Origin of the sequence: Mycolicibacterium parafortuitum (assembly GCF_010725485.1) — a bacterium.
Taxonomy (GTDB): Bacteria; Actinomycetota; Actinomycetes; order Mycobacteriales; family Mycobacteriaceae; genus Mycobacterium.
Genome location: NZ_AP022598.1, coordinates 2,594,537 through 2,612,157, shown reverse-complemented (window position 1 = coordinate 2,612,157; position 17,621 = coordinate 2,594,537). Strand labels below are relative to the sequence as shown.

General features: G+C 68.8%; 13 protein-coding genes and 1 pseudogene. 6 read left to right on the top strand and 8 right to left on the bottom strand.

Translation table 11 applies throughout. The features are described 5' to 3' along the window. Positions 1-2 precede the first annotated feature (2 nt). From NTM_RS12495 to sfnG, 3 genes are all read right to left on the bottom strand, one after another. Positions 3-1,418: a cell division protein PerM gene (locus NTM_RS12495; RefSeq protein WP_163766461.1), complete on the bottom strand. Its 1,416-nt coding sequence runs from the start codon at positions 1,416-1,418 to the stop codon at positions 3-5. Positions 1,419-1,478: 60 nt separating this feature from the next. Next, positions 1,479-2,330 (bottom strand): DUF5336 domain-containing protein, encoded by an 852-nt coding sequence (locus tag NTM_RS12490; RefSeq protein ID WP_104865738.1) that lies wholly within the window; start codon positions 2,328-2,330, stop codon positions 1,479-1,481. A gap of 182 nt (positions 2,331-2,512) precedes the next feature. After that, entirely contained in the window at positions 2,513-3,643 is a 1,131-nt protein-coding gene (gene sfnG, locus NTM_RS12485; RefSeq protein WP_104865737.1) for a dimethylsulfone monooxygenase SfnG, read from the bottom strand. 130 nt (positions 3,644-3,773) lie between these two features. Between sfnG and NTM_RS12480 the strand changes: the two genes are divergently transcribed. Next, complete coding sequence (locus tag NTM_RS12480) at positions 3,774-4,622, top strand: LLM class F420-dependent oxidoreductase (RefSeq protein WP_083146117.1); 849 nt, start codon at positions 3,774-3,776, stop codon at positions 4,620-4,622. Between the two features lie 24 nt (positions 4,623-4,646). On the opposite strand, the gene NTM_RS12475 is transcribed toward NTM_RS12480, so the two are convergent. Continuing rightward, positions 4,647-6,176 carry an acetyl-CoA acetyltransferase gene (locus tag NTM_RS12475; RefSeq protein ID WP_163766460.1) on the bottom strand — a complete coding sequence of 510 codons (1,530 nt, stop codon included), beginning with the start codon at positions 6,174-6,176 and terminating at the stop codon, positions 4,647-4,649. 148 nt (positions 6,177-6,324) lie between these two features. Between NTM_RS12475 and NTM_RS12470 the strand changes: the two genes are divergently transcribed. Together NTM_RS12470 and NTM_RS12465 are read left to right on the top strand one after the other, a co-directional pair. Continuing rightward, complete coding sequence (locus NTM_RS12470; RefSeq protein ID WP_163769464.1) at positions 6,325-7,455, top strand: ATP-binding protein; 1,131 nt, start codon at positions 6,325-6,327, stop codon at positions 7,453-7,455. Then, entirely contained in the window at positions 7,434-8,543 is a 1,110-nt protein-coding gene (locus NTM_RS12465) for a MarR family transcriptional regulator (protein WP_163766459.1), read from the top strand. The genes NTM_RS12470 and NTM_RS12465 overlap by 22 nt, the downstream gene beginning before the upstream one ends. Positions 8,544-8,640: 97 nt before the next feature. Here NTM_RS12465 and sucD read toward each other — a convergent pair whose 3' ends face one another. Both sucD and sucC read right to left on the bottom strand, forming a co-directional pair. Continuing rightward, positions 8,641-9,543 (bottom strand): succinate--CoA ligase subunit alpha, encoded by a 903-nt coding sequence (gene sucD, locus NTM_RS12460; RefSeq protein ID WP_163766458.1) that lies wholly within the window; start codon positions 9,541-9,543, stop codon positions 8,641-8,643. Positions 9,544-9,565: 22 nt separating this feature from the next. Beyond that, the gene (gene sucC / locus NTM_RS12455) at positions 9,566-10,729 is read right to left on the bottom strand and encodes an ADP-forming succinate--CoA ligase subunit beta (protein WP_104865732.1); all 1,164 of its coding nucleotides are present in this window, start codon (positions 10,727-10,729) and stop codon (positions 9,566-9,568) included. Positions 10,730-10,992: 263 nt separating this feature from the next. Here sucC and NTM_RS12450 point away from each other — a divergent pair, with 263 nt between their 5' ends. Beyond that, entirely contained in the window at positions 10,993-12,048 is a 1,056-nt protein-coding gene (locus tag NTM_RS12450) for a M23 family metallopeptidase (protein ID WP_104865731.1), read from the top strand. Beyond that, positions 12,049-12,621 carry a hypothetical protein gene (locus NTM_RS12445; protein ID WP_163766457.1) on the top strand — a complete coding sequence of 191 codons (573 nt, stop codon included), beginning with the start codon at positions 12,049-12,051 and terminating at the stop codon, positions 12,619-12,621. Here the strand turns inward: NTM_RS12445 and NTM_RS12440 are convergent, their stop codons facing one another. Next, positions 12,622-14,979 carry a UvrD-helicase domain-containing protein gene (locus NTM_RS12440; RefSeq protein WP_104865729.1) on the bottom strand — a complete coding sequence of 786 codons (2,358 nt, stop codon included), beginning with the start codon at positions 14,977-14,979 and terminating at the stop codon, positions 12,622-12,624. It lies immediately after the preceding gene. 291 nt (positions 14,980-15,270) lie between these two features. Between NTM_RS12440 and NTM_RS12435 the strand changes: the two are divergent. Then, positions 15,271-15,576: pseudogene (locus NTM_RS12435) on the top strand (chorismate mutase); the annotation flags it as partial. A gap of 19 nt (positions 15,577-15,595) precedes the next feature. Here the strand turns inward: NTM_RS12435 and NTM_RS12430 are convergent. After that, positions 15,596-17,611: an SGNH/GDSL hydrolase family protein gene (locus NTM_RS12430; RefSeq protein ID WP_179963927.1), complete on the bottom strand. Its 2,016-nt coding sequence runs from the start codon at positions 17,609-17,611 to the stop codon at positions 15,596-15,598. Positions 17,612-17,621: the final 10 nt, after the last annotated feature.

The window sequence follows — 17,621 nt, the reverse complement described above, 5'->3', positions numbered from 1 at the left end:
TCCTAGTGGTCGCGGTATCCCGGTCCGCCGTGGCCACCGCCCGAAGGCGGCGTTTCGTCGCCGTCGACCACGAAATGCTCTTCCGGATCCAGTTCATCGGGCGGCGGTGCGACGTCGATAGGTGCGGGATCCTCGGGGGCGGGGACCGGATCCTCGGGGGCGATGACCTCGGTGACGGGTTCGTCCTCGATCTCGGGGACGGCCTCGGTGACGGATTCGTCCTCGACCTCGGGGGGGTCCTCGAGACGGTCGTCGTCGATGGGGTCGGCCGGCACGGGTTTGGGTCTGTGCACCCGAGGCGTGACGCCGCCCGACATCACCGTGGTCAAACCGCCGATACCGGCGAACCACAGGAACACCGCGGGCGCGAAGGTGGCCTGGTCGACGCCGACGTCGCCGAAGTTGCCGAGCGGTCCCCCGCCGGCGGACCCGAGCAGCGCCATCACCGCCGCCGCCACCGCCGCCGCCACCGCCACCTTCGCCAGCGCGAGCAGCAACGGCAGCGGCCGGCGCGCGCACTGCTGTCCCAGCGCCACGGCCGAGACCGCGGCGATGATCATCAGCGCGACCCACACCGGCCCCAGCGGCGGCGTCGGGACGGCGGCCAGCACCGGCAGCGCGGGGATGTCGCCGCCGAAGACGGTGAACGAGCTGAACGTGGCCAGCCCGATGTGCGCGCTGGAGCCGACCGCCACCGCGGCCGCCCCGACCATCACATTGGGCAGGTAGAGCACCGACAGCACGGTGAGGCTGAACTGGCCGAACATCGATTCGGTGATGGAGTACAGATCGTGCATCGTCGACCAGTGCACGATCAGCGACCCGGCGACCACCGCACCGGAGAGCCCCATCAGGGCGATGACGCCCGCGGCCGCCGCCCGCAGCGCGTCGGGGATCCAGTTCGGCAGCGGTGAGGCCGCCAGCAGCCGGCGCCCGACGCGGGATCCGACACCGGCGGCCGCGCCGATCGCGTGCACCACGAGCACCCCGCCGAAGGCGCGCAGCGAGTCGGGGGTCTGCAACTCGGTGAGCACCGACGCGGCGTCGTGGATCACGGCGAGGCAGATCGCGGCGATCAGCAGCGGACCCCCCAGTGCGGAGGCAACCACCCACCTGGTCACGAACCACGACGAGCTGACCGTCGCGGCCGCGGTGGTGCGGGCCGTGCCGTAGATCATCAGCAGCACCGGCAACAGCGGCATCACACCCAGGGCGGAGCCGGCGATCGACACCGGCACCTGGTGCACACCGAGCCACATGCTGGCGATCGCGCCGAGCGCTCCGGTCATGTCGCTGTTGGCGATCACCAGCTGCAGCAGCACGACGGCCGCGATCACGACCAACGCCACGATCGACGGACCGAATGCGACCCGAAGCAGGTCACGCGCCTGGCGTGTACCGACCGGCCGGGTGCTCACGGGTTGGACCACTCCTCGCAGACGCTCGGGCGCACGACGTTCGCGCACGCGCGGCTCAGACTACGACGAGGACTGATCCGACTGCGAGGATGACTGGCCCTGGTGAGTCGTCGGGGTCTGGGTGGTCGGCGTGTTGCTCGCCGGCGGCTGGCCGTAGGTCGGGAAGCCGGTGGGCGGGGTCGGCGGGCCCGACGGCTGTTGCGCCTGGAAGCCACCGGTCGTCTGACCGGAGCCGCCGTACGCGCCGTACGGCGTCGGGTAGCCGGGGCGCTGCTGCTGCTGGGGCGCCTGCTGGTGCTGGGGGGCGTGCAACTGCTGCCCGCCGTGCTGGCCGGGCTGGCCGTAGTAGCCGGGGTACTGGCCGTACTGCTGCTGTTGGTCGTACTTGGGCCGCGGCACCGGCGGGGTGATGATCCCGGAGTCGAACAGCAGCACCACGACGGCGGCGGCGGCCTGCAGCAGCGTGAACGCGACGACGAGGTAGACGCCCCACCCGACGGTGGTGCCGTCGAATCCTTCGAACAGCGTCGAGATCGCGATCAGGAAACCGAGCACGGACAGCGCGGCCACCGGCGCGGGGCGCACGACCTGCTTGGGCAGCAGCCCGATTCCGGCGATCAGCGCGGCGAGCACGGCGGCCGCGACCGCGAGGTCGAACCGCACGGGTGAGATGGACACGTCGATCGGCGCGTCGCTGAGCGTCAGCTTCGGACCGAAGCTGGCCAAATAGACCAGCAGGCCCAGCACCGCGGTCGCGGCGCTGAGGTAGGCGGGCAGCTTGGCAGGGCCGTCAGCGGCGGGTTCGGTCTCACCGAAGGTGTTGAACTGTTGCGTCGGCGCGGAGAACTGGGTTGTCGGCTGCTGCGCCGGTGGGAATCCAGGTCCTCCGGGCGCGCCTTGTGGGTACGTCATGACCTCTCCTGTGCTGTGCGGGCATCGGAACCGACGGTGACGCCATGGGTGACGACGTTGTCGACGAGCGACGGCGATGGATCCGCCTGAGCGTTTCGATCAACCCACGCTAGCGCACCGCCGGGTGGCCCTGTCCACGCGCGAGACGCCGCGGCGCCGGTTGCGGCGGTGCCCCCGACCGGTCAGGCCGAGGCGAGCACGGGGGCGTCGGCGGAGTTCTGCTCGGCCTCCTCGATCTCGCGCACCAGCGGCAGCACGCGGGCCCCGAAGTACTCGATCTCCTCCTGGAAGTGCAGGAATCCGCCGAGGATCAGGTCGACGCCGCGGCGACGGTACGCCGCGATCCGCTCCGCGATCTGTTCCGGTGTGCCGATCAACTGGGACCGGAAGCCGTCGTTGTACTGGACGAGATCCTCGAAGCTGGAATCGGCCCACATTCCGCGTTTGTCCGCGGTCGAGTTCCCGGCCTGCTGGACCGCATCGCGGAAACCCTCGACGGCGGGCCGGTTGGCCTTCGCGACGATCTCGCGCAGGACTTCCCTGGCTTCCTTTTCGGTGTCGCGGGCGATGATGAACCCGTTCAGCCCGAACTTGACCTCGCGGCCGGCGTCGCGGGCATGGTCACGGACCTCGACGAGTTGTTCGGTGACCCCGTCGAAATCCTTACCGTTGGAGAAGTACCAGTCGGCGTGATGGCCACCGTTGCGTCGCGCGGCGGTGGAGTTGCCGCCCTGGAACAGTTCGGGATTCGGCCGCTCGGGGGTGTTGAGCGGTTTGGGCTTCAGCGTGAAGTCGTGGATGCGGTAGAAGTCTCCGCGGAAATCCACGTCGTCCTCGGTCCAGATCTTGCGCAGCACCTGGAGGAACTCGGCGCTGCGCCGGTAGCGCTCGTCGTGTTCGAGCCACGGCTCGCCGAGGTGGGTGAACTCGTCCTTGAACCAACCCGACACGACGTTGACCGCGAACCGCCCGCCGGAGAGCTGGTCGGCGGTGGCGCCGAGCTTGGCCAGCACCGCGGGCTGCCACAGTCCCGGGTGTACGGCCGCGATCACTTTGAGCCGTTCGGTGGCCAGCAGCAGTGCGAGGCTGAAGCTGGTCGATTCGTGCTGGTACTCCGCGCCGTAGCTGGCCTCGTACCGCACCTGGGACAGCGCGTATTCGAACCCGTTGTTCTCCGCGGTCTGGGCGAGCGTGCGGTTGTACTCGTAGTTCCAGTCGGTGCGCTGCTCGATGTCGCTGGTGACCAGGCCGCCGCTGACGTTGGGGACCCAGTACGCGAACTTGACGTGCTCGGCGATGCGTTCGGTCGTCATGGGGCCATGCAACCGCCACCGGCCGACGCGGTCATCGGTATGGATCGTGGTGAGGGAAAAGCCCCGGGCTCGCGGTGCTGAAGAAGGACCCCCTTGCGGCCACAGATTGGAACACGTTCTAATCCTGGGTATGAACTATGGGCTGGTGCTGTTCACCTCCGACCGGGGCATCACGCCCGCGGCTGCCGCGAAGTTGGCCGACGAGCATGGATTCGAGACGTTCTACGTCCCCGAGCACACGCACATTCCGATCAAACGGCAGGCCGCCCACCCCACCACCGGGGACGAGACGCTGCCCGACGATCGCTATATGCGCACGCTGGACCCGTGGGTGTCCCTCGGGACGGCCGCGGCGGTCACGTCGCGGGTGCGGCTGTCCACCGCGGTGGCGCTGCCCGTCGAACACGACCCGATCACGCTGGCCAAGTCGATCGCGACGCTCGATCATCTCTCCGGCGGGCGGGTGTCCCTCGGCGTCGGCTTCGGCTGGAACACCGACGAGCTCGCCGACCACAAGGTCCCTCCGGGCCGCCGGCGCACGATGCTGCGCGAGTACCTCGAGGCCATGCGGGCGCTGTGGACGCAGGAAGAGGCCGAATACGACGGTGAGTTCGTCAACTTCGGGCCGTCCTGGGCGTGGCCGAAGCCGGTACAGGCACACATCCCGGTGCTGGTCGGCGCCGCGGGCACCGAGAAGAACTTCAAGTGGATCGCCCGCTCGGCCGACGGCTGGATCACCACGCCGCGGGACTTCGACATCGACGCGCCGGTCAAGCTGCTGCAGGACACCTGGGCCGCGGCCGGCCGCGACGGCGCCCCGCAGATCGTCGCACTGGATTTCAAGCCGGACCCCGAGAAACTCGCGCGCTGGCGCGAATTGGGGGTCACCGAGGTGTTGTTCGGCCTGCCCGACAAGCCCGAGGCAGAGGTCGCCGGCTATGTCGAGCGGCTGGCGGGCAAGCTCGGTGCGCTGACCTGATCGCCGCGACCTCGCCGGTCGGTTCTAGCGAAGGACGGCGCGGTTCCCGTTGTCCGTCGGCGTGACAGTGACTTTCGCGCCCAGCGGGTCACCGTCGCTCATCAGCGCCACCAGGTCGGCGTTCTCGGTCGTCGCCATGAACCGGGAGCCGTCGGCGTCGAGCCTGCCGACGATGATCCCGGTGCGCACCGGCCAGTCGTAGCGCACCGAGTACGTCTCGATGGTTCCGGCACCGTTCGGTGTCTTGACCACCGGGACCGCGGGAAGCTCGGCGATCTGCGCGTTCAGATCGGCGCTGCGCGAGGTGCGCCAGTCGACCGGGGTGGTCGAGTAGACGCCGACAGAGTACTTGCTCATGATGCCGCCGTTGGCGCCGACGAGACCGAATTCTCCTGGTGCGTCCCGCATCCGGGACACGGTCTCGGCGATACCGTGCAGCGAGTAGCTGTTTCCGGGGCCACCGAAGTACGGCAGGCCGCCGGTCAGTGTCAGCCCCCGCGGATCGTCGGTGGCCAGCCCGAGCGCCTCGCAGATCACGAAGACCGGGAACGGGAAGCAGCTGTACAGGTCGAAGGTGGCGATATCGTCGACGCCGATGCCGGCCACACGCAGCGCCTCGTCGGCGGCGTGCACCGCGGCAGGGCTCGCGCCAAGGTCGGCGCGTGCCAGCAGCGGCTGCTCGACCAGGTCCGAGTGGCCGTGCAAGTAGACCCAATTGTGTTCCGGTACACCGAGTCTGCGTGCCGCCTCGACCGACATCAGGATCGCGGCGGCACCCTGGTTGACGGTGTCGCGGGCCACCAGCAACCGGGGATAGGGATCGCAGATCATCCGGTTCTCGTCGGTGACCGTCTCGACCTCTTCGACCGAACGCTCCACCGGAGACGACGAGAACGGGTTCTTCGCAGCCACTTTGGACATCGGCGCGAACAGTTCGGCCATCTGATGGCGGTACTGCGCGACGCCGAAGCCGAGGCGGGCGCGCCTGGCGTTGTCGAGCAGGCCGTATTGCACCGGGGCGCCGGTGAGACCGTGAGCGACGGTGTATTCGTCGATGTAGTTGAAGATCTGGTGGCCACGGTCTTCGAGTTGACCGTCGACGTGCTCGGTGAAGTCGGGCTTGTCGTCGCGGTAGGCGAAATACTTGGCCGTCGAACCGGGTTCGGATCCCATGATCATCACGACGTCGGCGTCGCCACCGACGATCAGTCCGCCCGCCTCGGTGACGAGCTTCTGCGGCCCCTGTCCCCCGACGGGTTCCAGCACCACCCTGGCCGGGTCGCCACCCACTCGCCGCATCACCGAGCGCGGATAGTTGTTCGACTTGCCGAGGGCGGCGGGCATCGGGCCGGAGATCTCGAACTGCCGGAGCCCGAAGACCGTGTCGATCGCGGCGGCAACCGCCGTCGCGTCGGCACCGGTGTCGGCCAGTGCGGCGGTGACGGCCGCGGTGGCCAGGTCGACCGCCGACATCCCGCGGTATCCGGGGTCGTCGATGCGCTCGGTGAACTGCCCGACGCCGACGATCACCGGGGTTCGTGGATCCACTGCCATGCTGCCGCCTTCCAGTTACTTCGAGAGGCTAATAGAACACGTTGCAGAGGGGCCAGCGGGCCAGATAGCAGTCACCATTGACGTACATCAGCATTGATGTACGTCTGACCAGACGTACACTGGACGCGTGAGCTGGGAACCACGTCCGATGTCGCTCGTGGTCGGGGGCGTCGTGCCGACCGAGGACGTCGTCGGGCGGGTCCGCGAGTCCAACGAGGTGCTCGCCTCGCTGCCCCACTCGGGTGCGGTGCTCGTCGGGGACCGCCGACACGGCAAGACCTCCCTGGCACGGCTGGTCCAGCGGATGGCCGCCGATTCGGGCGCCGTCGTCGTCTCGGTCAGCGCCGAACGCGAAAGCTACGCCGAGTTCGTGTCCGCGCTGCTCGCCGAACTCGGCCGGCTCGACCCGGCGTGGGCGCAGGAACTGGCCAAGATCCGGCTCACCCTGACCGCGGGCCCGGTGCAGCTTCATCGCGACAGCCGGGCCGCGGCCACTCTGGACGATCTGCTGCACCGCGCCATCCGGCGGGCCGACGGACGCATCCTGGCGCTGTTCATCGACGAGGTCAGCGTGCTGGCCCGCAACCTGGAACGCGCCGATCCTGGCTCCGGAGACACGTTCCTGCATCTGCTGCGCCGCGTCCGGCAGGAGAACCCCGGCCGGGTCGCGACGGTGCTGTCCGGGTCGATCGGCTTTCACCACGTGTCGGCGGACGCGCCGAGCACCGTCAACGACATCCCGAAGATCGCGGTCGGGCCGATCCGCTCCGACCACGCGACCTATCTCGCCCAGTGCCTGCTGCTGGGCAGCGGCACCCCCGCCACCGATCAGTACGCGGTGGCCGCCGCGATCGCCGCGGCGGCCGAGAACGTGCCGTACTACATCCAGCATCTGGTCGCCGCGGCACGCAAGTCCTGGCACGACACCGGGGTGGCACCGTATCCCGAGCTGGTCGACCTGCTGGTCCTCGACGCGATCGGTAACCCGTACGACCCGTGGGATCTGCGGCACTACCGGGACCGGCTACCGCACTACTACGGCGACGACGCCCCGGCGATCGCCGGGTTGCTCGACATCTACGCACACGCCGGCGGGCCACTGGACGTCGACACCGTGTTGATGCGGCTGCGCAGCGAGGGAAGTCCGATCACCGACCGCGCTCAGCTGGTGTCCATCATCGAGCGGCTCACGCTCGACCACTACCTGAACCGGGCCGGGGATGCCGACCGGTTCTCGTCCCCGCTGTTGCAGCGTGCATGGAAAGCCATGCGCCGGTGAGCCGTCCGCTGTTGTTCACCCCCGCTGCGGCGAGCGCGGACGAGCTCGACGAGCTGACGGTCGGGCGCACCGATCTGCTCGAGACGCTGACCGACCGCATCGTCTCGTCCGCGCGCGACGGCTCCCGCCCGCATACCCTGCTGGTGGCCCCGCGTGGCGCCGGCAAGACCCACACGCTGCGCGTCGCGGTGCACCGGGCGCTGTCCGACCCGGCAACGGCGAACGCCGTTCTGCCCGTGCCGATCGCCGAGGACTCACTGGCCATCGGCTCGTATGTCGATCTGCTGGCCGAGGCGGCCCGTGCGATCGGGCCGGCCCTCGCCGACGAGGTCGCGCCGATGCGCGGTATCCGCGACACCGTCGGGATGGAGGCCGCGATCCTGGCGGCGGCGGCCGGACGCATGGTGCTGCTGGCGATCGAGAACCTGGACCGGGTGTTCGAGTCCATCGGCGAGAAGGGGCAGGGCAGCCTGCGCGCGTGGGTCGAAACATCGACCGCGGTCTTGGTTTTCGGGACCGCTCCGGCACTGTTCCCCGGGGTGGCGTCGCGTCAGTACCCGTGGTACGGGTCGTTCATCGTCGAGTCGGTACCCGCGTTGACGCCCGGGGACGCCGCCGATCTGGTGCAGCGGATGGCGCTTCGGCGCGGCGACACCGAGCTCGCGTCGCTCGTCGCCTCGGCGGACGGGCGAGACTGCGTCACAAGGATTCACGACATCATCGGCGGCACACCGCGACTGTGGCATCTGCTGGCCGAGACCGCCGACGCGGACGCGCTGGCGGCGGTGTCGCCGGCCGTCGACGCGCTGCTCGACCGGCTCGCACCGCACTATCAGCAGCTGCTGTGGGGGCTGCCCTCCGGCGAGCAACGCCTGGTCGTCGAACTAGCCCGCGGCACCGGGCCGCGTTCGGTGTCCGATCTTGCTGCCGCCGTGGGGGTTTCGAACCAGTCGGCATCGGCGGCGCTGGGCAGGCTGGCGGCCGGGCGGTGGGTGCACTCGTCGAAGGCCGACGGGGACCGCCGTACGTCGTGGTATGACCTCACCGACCCGCTGCTGCGGCGCTATCTGCAATTCCGGGACCGCTGAAACGCAGGACTTCTCACAAACGCAGCGAGCGCGCGCGTTTGCACGGTTGCGACGGGGTGTCGCTGTGCAAACACGCGCGCTCGCGGTGCGGCGAAAGTTACAGGCTCTCGAAGATCTCGCGGGCCAGCTTGGCGGTCTCCGACGGCGTCTTGCCGACCTTCACGCCGGCGGCCTCGAGGGCCTCCTTCTTGGCGGCGGCGGTGCCCGACGAACCCGACACGATGGCGCCGGCGTGGCCCATCGTCTTGCCCTCCGGCGCGGTGAAGCCCGCGACGTAGCCGACGACCGGCTTGCTGACGTTGGCCTTGATGTAGTCGGCCGCACGCTCCTCGGCGTCGCCGCCGATCTCGCCGATCATCACGATGACCTTGGTCTCCGGATCCTTCTCGAACGCCTCGATTGCGTCGATGTGGGTGGTGCCGATGACCGGGTCGCCGCCGATACCGATGGCGGTGGAGAAGCCGAGGTCGCGCAGCTCGTACATCATCTGGTAGGTCAGCGTGCCGGACTTCGACACCAGGCCGATCGGGCCCTTGCCGGTGATGTTGTTCGGCGTGATGCCGACCAGGGACTCACCGGGGGTGATGATGCCGGGGCAGTTGGGGCCGATGATCCGGGTCTTCTGCCCCTTCTCGACGTTGTAGGCCCACGCGTAGGCGCTGTCCTGCACCGGGATGCCCTCGGTGATGACGACCAGCAGCGGGATCTCGGCGTCGATGGCCTCGATGATCGCGTCCTTGGAGAACGCCGGCGGAACGAACGCGATCGAGGTGTCCGCGCCGGTCTCCTTCATCGCCTCGGCGACGGTGCCGAACACCGGCAGCTCGACGTCCTTGCCGTCCTTATCCTGATGGGTGACGGTGGTGCCCGCCTTGCGCGCGTTCACGCCGCCCACGATCTGGGTGCCGGCCTTGAGCATCAGCTTGGTGTGCTTGGTGCCTTCACCGCCGGTGATGCCCTGGACGATGACCTTGGAGTCTTTGTTCAGATAGATCGACATTGCTTCGTTTCCCCTAAGTCCGCTACTTGTTGGCCAGCTCAGCGGCCTTGTCGGCACCCGAATCCATGGTGTCGGCCTGGATCACCAGCGGGTGGTTGGCTTCGGCCAGGATGCGCCGGCCTTCGTCGACGTTGTTGCCGTCGAGGCGGACCACGAGCGGCTTGTTGGCCTCGTCACCGAGGATCTGCAGCGCCTTGACGATGCCGTTGGCGACCGCGTCGCAGGCGGTGATGCCGCCGAAGACGTTCACGAACACGCTCTTGACCTGGCTGTCGCCCAGGATCACGTCCAGGCCGGCGGCCATCACCTCGGCCGATGCGCCGCCGCCGATGTCGAGGAAGTTGGCCGGCTTCACGCCGCCGTGGGCCTCACCGGCGTAGGCGACGACGTCCAGCGTCGACATGACCAGGCCCGCGCCGTTGCCGATGATGCCGACCTCGCCGTCGAGCTTGACGTAGTTGAGGTCGTTCTCCTTGGCCTTGAGCTCGAGCGGATCGGTGGCGTCCTTGTCTTCGAACTCGGCGTGGCCGGGCTGGCGGAAGTCGGCGTTGGCGTCCAGGGTGACCTTGCCGTCCAGGGCGAGGATCTGATCGTCGGGGGTGCGCACGAGCGGGTTCACCTCGACCAGGGTGGCGTCCTCCTTGGTGAACACCTCCCACAGCTTGGCGATGGTGACCGCGGCGGCGTCGAGCACCTCGGCGGGCAGGTGGCCCTTCTCGGCGATCTCACGGGCGAACGCCAGATCGACACCCTTGACGGCGTCGACGGGCACCTTGGCCAGCCGTTCGGGCTTGGTCGCGGCGACCTCTTCGATCTCCATGCCACCCTCGACCGAGCACATGGCCAGGTAGGTGCGGTTGGAGCGATCGAGCAGGAAGGAGATGTAGTACTCCTCGGCGATGTCGCTGGCCTCGGCCACGAGCAGCTTCTTGACCACGTGGCCCTTGATGTCGAGGCCGAGGATGTTCTGTGCGTGGGTGAACGCGTCCTCGGGGGTCGCGGCGTACTTCACGCCACCGGCCTTGCCGCGGCCGCCGACCTTGACCTGCGCCTTGACCATGACGGGCTTGCCGATTTCGGTGGCGATGGCTTTCGCGTCCTCGGCGCTGTCGGTGACGCGGCCGGGCGTGGTGGGAACGTTGTGCTTGGCGAACAGCTCTTTCGCCTGATACTCGAAGAGGTCCATGGACTTCGGAACATCCCTGTCTGTGAGCGGCTAGAGGTAAGGCCCGACGGGCTCGGGCTGACTGTATCGACCCGAGTGGGAGGCGTTGTCATCGCCTCCCGCTCATGTGGTCGATCTCACCGCAGCCCGAACCGTGATTCAAGTCACATTCGGGGTGGGAATATCGTCTCGGGTTGCCACTCGTATTGGATTTTGGTTAACGTCCACTGGTCTAAGTAACGGTCTGATCACGACGACTCCCCAAACGTTAAGGACTTTTCAGGTTGCCTCAGCATCGTCTGCCCCGCGCCCGCGAGGCCTCCACGACGCCCGGCTCAACTGAGGTCACCGAGATCATCCCGTTCGACGCCTTCTCCGAGTTTGCCGATCTTGACTGCGCAGATTCTTTGTCGCAGGGGGCTTTTGACCGCGACACCGAAGTGATCCACGCACCCGAACTCGACGACCTGTTCGACGACGACGATCCGATGCCCTTGCATCTCGTCGTTCCGAGCGAGTTCCGCGCCGGGCCCGCCGCCGAGCGCCGCGCCTCCTCCCGCGCATACCGGGACAGCCACACCGATCTGAGCGACGGCGCAGCAAAGACCGACAAGATCGATATGCGGGCCCGGAAAGGCCAGCATCGCAAGCAGGAAGTGCCGGTGAAGGGTCGCCTGGTGGTCGCGGCGATGGCAGTCGGAGCAACCGCTGCCGGCGCATACACGATGACCAAGAACGCTGCCGCCGAACCCGCCGAGACCGTGCTCGCGGCGGATCAGACCACGCTGGGTGACGGGACCGTCATCACCGGGTCCGAGGGCGGCATGCAGGTCATCTCCGTCGCCCCGGCCTCCAATTCGATCGTCCACGCCGAGGAGATCACCAAGGCCGCGGCATTCGCCCAGGAACGGGCCGAGCGCGAAGCCCGCCTCACCAAGCCCCAGTTCGCGATGCCCACCACCGGCGTGTGGACCTCGGGCTTCGGCTACCGCTGGGGCGTCCTGCACGCGGGCATCGACATCGCCAACGCAATCGGGACACCCATCCTGGCCGCCGCCGACGGCGTCGTGATCGCCGCAGGCCCCGAGGGCGGCTACGGAAACCTGGTGAAGCTGCGCCACGCGGACGGCACCGTCACGCTCTACGGCCACAACAGCTCCGTCCTGGTCAACGTCGGAGAGCGGGTGATGGCCGGCGACCAGATCGCCAAGATGGGCAACACCGGCAACTCGACCGGTCCGCACTGCCACTTCGAGGTGCACCTCAACGGCACCGACCGGGTCGACCCGGTCGGCTGGCTGGCCAAGCGGGGGCTCTCCCCCGGCGGCTACGTTGGCTGAGTGGCCGACGAGCCTTCTGATTCCACCGAAGAGACGCGGATACTCCGCCGCGCGCCGCTGAACACCGGTTCGCACCCCGTCAGCGCCGCCGCTGATCCACCGACGAGCATCCTGCGGCGCCACCCCACCGGCGCCCTCCCCGTCCCCGCTCACCCCGTTTCCGAGCCCGCCACCAGGGCCGTACCGCACCTCGGGCCCACGGCGCCCGACCCGAGGTTCGCGATCGCGACGACGGTCTTGAGCATCGTGTCGGGGTGGGGCACCGCGGTGATCGCGACCGACCTGATCACCGGCTGGTGGGCGACCGATCCCCTGTTCTGCGTCGCGATGGGCTTCCTGGCGGCGGTGTCGGCCGCCGCGTCGATCAGCGGGGTGATCGCGCTGCTGCTGCGCAGGCGCACCGCGCGCCTGCTGATCGTGGTCGGCGCGGTGATCGCGTTGCTGATCTTCGCCGGCCTGTTCGTCGCCGGGGCGGCACTGCCTGCACCGGTCTACGCGCTGCCGCTGTTGCCCGCGGCGTCGATGGTTCTCGCCGCGCTGCCCGGGACGGCGCGGTGGAGCCGCACCGACTGACTAGAGCTTCGAGATCGGCGCGTGGTTGTGCATCAGCTTCACCCGGCCCGCGCTGCCGAAGTCGATCAGCGACATCGCCGATTCCCCGGCACCGGAGACCTCTTCGACCCGGCCGAGGCCGTACTTGTCGTGGGTCACGCGGTCGCCCGGCTCGAGCACGATCAGCGGCCTCTTCCCCGCCGCCGGGCGGGTCGGTGACGGCCGCGGTGTGCCGTAGCGGCCGGCGTTGCCGACCGGCGCGGAGAACGACGACGCCGGCGCCTCGGTGCGGCGCCAGTCGATGAGCTCCTGGGGGATCTCCCGCAGGAAGCGCGACTCGGGGTTGAGCATCGGCTGGCCCCACGACGAACGCACTTTCGCCCGGCTGAGGTAGAGACGCTGCCGGGCGCGGGTGATCCCGACATAGGCCAGCCGCCGTTCCTCGGAGAGTTCGGTGGGATCGCCGAGCGCGCGCATGTGCGGGAACATGCCGTCCTCCCAGCCGGTCACGAACACCACCGGGAACTCCAGCCCCTTGGCGGTGTGCAGGGTCATCATCGTCACCACCCCCGAGCCGTGTTCGGGGATGTCGTCGGCGTCGGCGACCAGCGACACCCGCTCCAGGAACGCCGCGAGCACACCGGTGTCGGGGACGTCCTCGTCGGCGGTGTCCGGGCCCTGCGCGTCGTCGCCGTCGGCCAGCGCGCGAGCGTTGGCCAGGTCGGTGCTGAATTCGTGTGCGACGCTGACCAGTTCGTTGAGGTTGTCCAACCGGGCCAGGTCCTGCGGATCGCTGGAGGCCTCGAGCTCGGCGCGGTAGCCGGTGCGGTCGAGCACCGTCTCGACGAGGTCGCCGAGTTCGCCGTCGAGACCGCCGCGCAGTTCGTCGAGCAGTGCGACGAAACCGGCGATGGCCTTCTCCGAGCGCGTGTTCAGCATCGGCACCCTGCCCTCGGCGGCCGCGACGAGCGCGTCGTTGAAGTTCAGGCCGGTGTTCTCGGCGTGCACCGCCACGCAGGCCTCGGCGCGGTCCCCGATGCCGCGGCGCGGGGTGTTGAGGATGCGCCGCATGCTGACCGCGTCCCCGGGGTTGTCGAGCACCCGCAGGTAGGCGACGATGTCGCGAATCTCCTTGCGCTCGTAGAAGCGCACTCCCCCGACGACTTTGTACGGGATGCCGGCGCGGATGAAGACTTCCTCGATCGCCCGCGAGGAGTTGTTGGTGCGGTAGAAGACCGCGACGTCGTTGTAGGAGAAGCCCGGGATGGAATCCGACAGCGAGTCGATCTCCTGGGCGACGAAGCGTGCCTCGTCGTGTTCGTTGTCGGCGACGTACCCGACGATCAGCTCACCCTCACCGGCGTCGGTCCACAGCCGCTTCTCGCGCCTGCCGGTGTTGCGGGAGATCACCGAGTTCGCCGCGTTCAGGATGGTCTGTGTGGAGCGATAGTTCTGCTCCAGCAGAATCGTCGTGGCGTTGGGGAAGTCGCGCTCGAAGTCCTCGATGTTGCGGATCGTCGCACCGCGGAACGCATAGATCGACTGGTCGGCGTCGCCGACCACGCACAGCTCGGCGGGCGGCACGCCGGCAGGATCGTCGTCCGCGCCGGCCGTTCCCACGAGCTCGCGCACCAGCACGTACTGCGCGTGGTTGGTGTCCTGGTACTCGTCGACCAGGATGTGCCGGAACCGGCGGCGGTAGTACTGCGCGATCTGCGGGAAGGCCTGCAGCACGGCGACCGTCTCCCCGATCAGGTCGTCGAAGTCCAGGGCGTTGGCGGCGCGCAGCCTGCGCTGGTACTCGCCGTAGACATCGGCGACGATGCGGGCCAGATCGTCGGCGGCCTCGGAGGCCTCGGCGGCCGCCTGGGCGGGGCCGATCAGCTCGTTCTTCAGGTTCGAGATCGCGTTGGCCAGCAGCCGCGGCGAATGCCGCTTGGTGTCCAGGCCCATGTCCTTGCCGATCATCAGCAGCAGCCGGCGCGAGTCGTCGGCGTCGTAGATCGAGAAGTTGGAGTTCAGCCCGGGAAGCAGCGAGGCCTGGTTACGCAGGATCCGCACACAGGTCGAGTGGAACGTCGAAACCCACATGTTGCGCGCCCGCGGGCCGACAAGCCCGACGATGCGCTCGCGCATCTCGGCGGCCGCCTTGTTGGTGAAGGTGATCGCCAGCACCTGCCCGACACCGACGTCGCGCGCGGCCAGCAGGTACGCGATGCGCCGCGTCAGCACCGCCGTCTTGCCCGAGCCTGCGCCCGCGACGATCAGCAGCGGGGTGCCCTCGTGCAGCACCGCTTGGCGTTGCTGCGGGTTCAGGCCTTCGAGCAGGTCGTCGCCGGTCATCGGCGTGGCGTCGTTCAGCGTCAGGTGCACACTCATGTCGCACCCAACTTACCGCTGCGGGCGGACATCGCCGCCATGGCGCGAGGCCCCGGGAGGCGCGGGTGTCCGCGTCGGCCAGAGTGATCGTCTCCCCCGGTTCCCGTCCCGGTTTTTTGCACGGTATCGACCGCTGGTGGCACACTGGCCAGGTGCTTTACGCGCAGTGGCGATTTTTCTACGGGTACCGATCCGCGGTGCCCGTGGCATAGCTGCTTCCCATCAGCCCCGCGGTCCGCTTCTGCGATCCGGGGCTCGTCTCTTTGTTGAGGCCCGACACCGGAACGACCAGGGCCGACACAACGAGAATCGGAGAACAAGATGACCACGCCTGCAGGGACGGAAACCGCCCAGTTGCCCGATATCGACGAGCTGCGCCAGGAGATCGACCGCCTCGACGCGACGATCCTGGAGGCCATTCAGCGCCGCACCGAGGTGTCCCGGATGATCGGCAAGGCCCGGATGGCCTCCGGCGGCACCCGTCTGGTGCACAGCCGGGAGATGAAGGTCATCGAGCGCTACAGCGTGCTCGGCGAGGAGGGCAAGAACCTCGCGATGCTGCTGCTGCGCCTCGGCCGTGGACGCCTCGGCCACTGACCCTCGGCCGGGCGCTCGATCACTTCGCCTTGAGCGCCTCGACCAGCCACGGAGTCAGCCATTCGACTGCTTCCGGGGTCGGGTGCACGCCGTCGCTGCGCACCCGTAGCCCGTCGACCTTTGTCTGGTAGTACCCGTTGGGGCTGAGCTTCTTGTTCAGGTCGAGCACCGTCGCGTTCGGCCTCTTCTCGACGGCGTTGCGCACCATGGTGTTCCAGCGTTCGACGCGGGTGGGCTGATCTTCGGGATAGAGACTGCCGTCCGGCTTCTCGGCCCGGCGGTTGTACGGCTCGGTCGCCACGACCAGTCGCGCACCCGTTGAGCCGAGGATGTCGAGTGCGCGGTCGAGTTCGCCTTCGAGGTACGCGTCGTAGCCCGGTTCGCCGATGTGGGTCCAGCGACCCTCGTTCATCCGGTCCACGACCTCCCACCGACCGACCATCAGCAGCACCACATCGGGTTTCGCGTAGCCGATCCGCTGCGCCCAGCGCGCCGGCCATTCGTCGCACTCCGGCTTCTGCGACAGTTCCTGTCCGACGTACTCGTAGGGCCCGCCGCGCGCGATGCCGCACCCGATGGTGGTGAAGTCGGAGAAGTCCAGCCCGGGCGTATCGGGCAGGTAGCGCATCATGGTCCAGGCGATGGAGTCGCCGAACACCGCCACCCGCAGATCCCCGGGCGCGAGCGGCTTCGGTGTACGCGTCACCTCCACCGGGATCTCGGGCGCCACCAGCGCGGCGTTGTCGATCATCGGACCGGGCTGCGGGGTCTCGGGGAGCACCCGCACCGGCAGCACCGTCATCGCGACCACCGCGGCCGTCGCCGCCGTGGCTCCGGCCAGCGGCAGCATCGGCACGAACGCCGGGCGCCACTCGCGGATCGGTTGTTCGATCGCCCACCACGAGACCGCCGCGACGGCGACGGTCGCCGCGCAGCGCAGCGCGAACAGCTGCCAGCCCGAGGCTCCGGTGCGTTCACCGTTGAGCAGCAGGAAGATCGGCCAATGCCACAGGTACACGCCGTAGGAGATCGCACCGAGCCCGACGAGCGGGCCGACCGACAGCAGTCGCGCGACCGGGCCCTCCTGGGCGAGTGCGACCGGCGCGATGACCAGGATCGCGGCGAGCGCGACGACGATCAGCAGTCCGCTGCGGAACTCCTCGACACTGCCCGTGGCGATGCGGGCGGCCAGAAACAGCACCACGAGGCCGATCACCGGAAGCATCCACGCCACCCAGCGCGCCCAGCGGGACCGGAACATCTCCAGGCCGGCGGTCAGCCCGCGCCAGTCCCGGACCAGCAACGCCGCCGCGGCGGCGCCGACCAGCAGCGCCTGCACGCGGGTGTCGGTGCCGAAGTAGACGCGGTTGAGTGTCGCCTCCGAACTCAAAGCCATCGTCGCGACGGCGGACGCGACGACGCCACCGGTCGCGAGTACGAACACCGCCGTGCGCACCGCGCGCTGTGACAACGTCACTCCGCGGCGATACGCGATCGCGCCGAGCGCGGCGATCACCGCGGCGATCAGCAGCGGCCACAGCACGTAGTACTGCTCCTCCACCGCCAGTGACCAGGTGTGCTGCAGCGGCGACGGAGGGGCGCCCTGGGAGAAATAGTCGGTGTTCTGCGCGACGAACACCCAGTTCGACATCCAGAACAGGGTCGCCACGGTGTCCTCGCGCAGGCTCGCGGTGGACTCCGGCGAGAACAGTTCCCGCAGCGCGACGACGGACAGCACCATGACCACCAGGGCGGGCAGCAGCCGGCGCGCCCGGCGAATCCAGAAGCCCTTCAACCCGATCCGGCCGGTGCGGCCGATCTCGTCGAGCAGCAGCGAGGTGATCAGGAATCCGCTCAGCACGAAGAAGACGTCGACGCCGAGGAAGCCACCGGACAGACCGGGGACGCCGCCGTGGTCGGCGAGCACCAACGCGACGGCGATCGCCCGGATACCGTCGAGCGCCGGGATCGACTGCCCCGGCCCGACATACCGCCGCGGGCCCACGCGTATCGGCGCCGCACTCACGGCTGTCACTGTCGGCGGC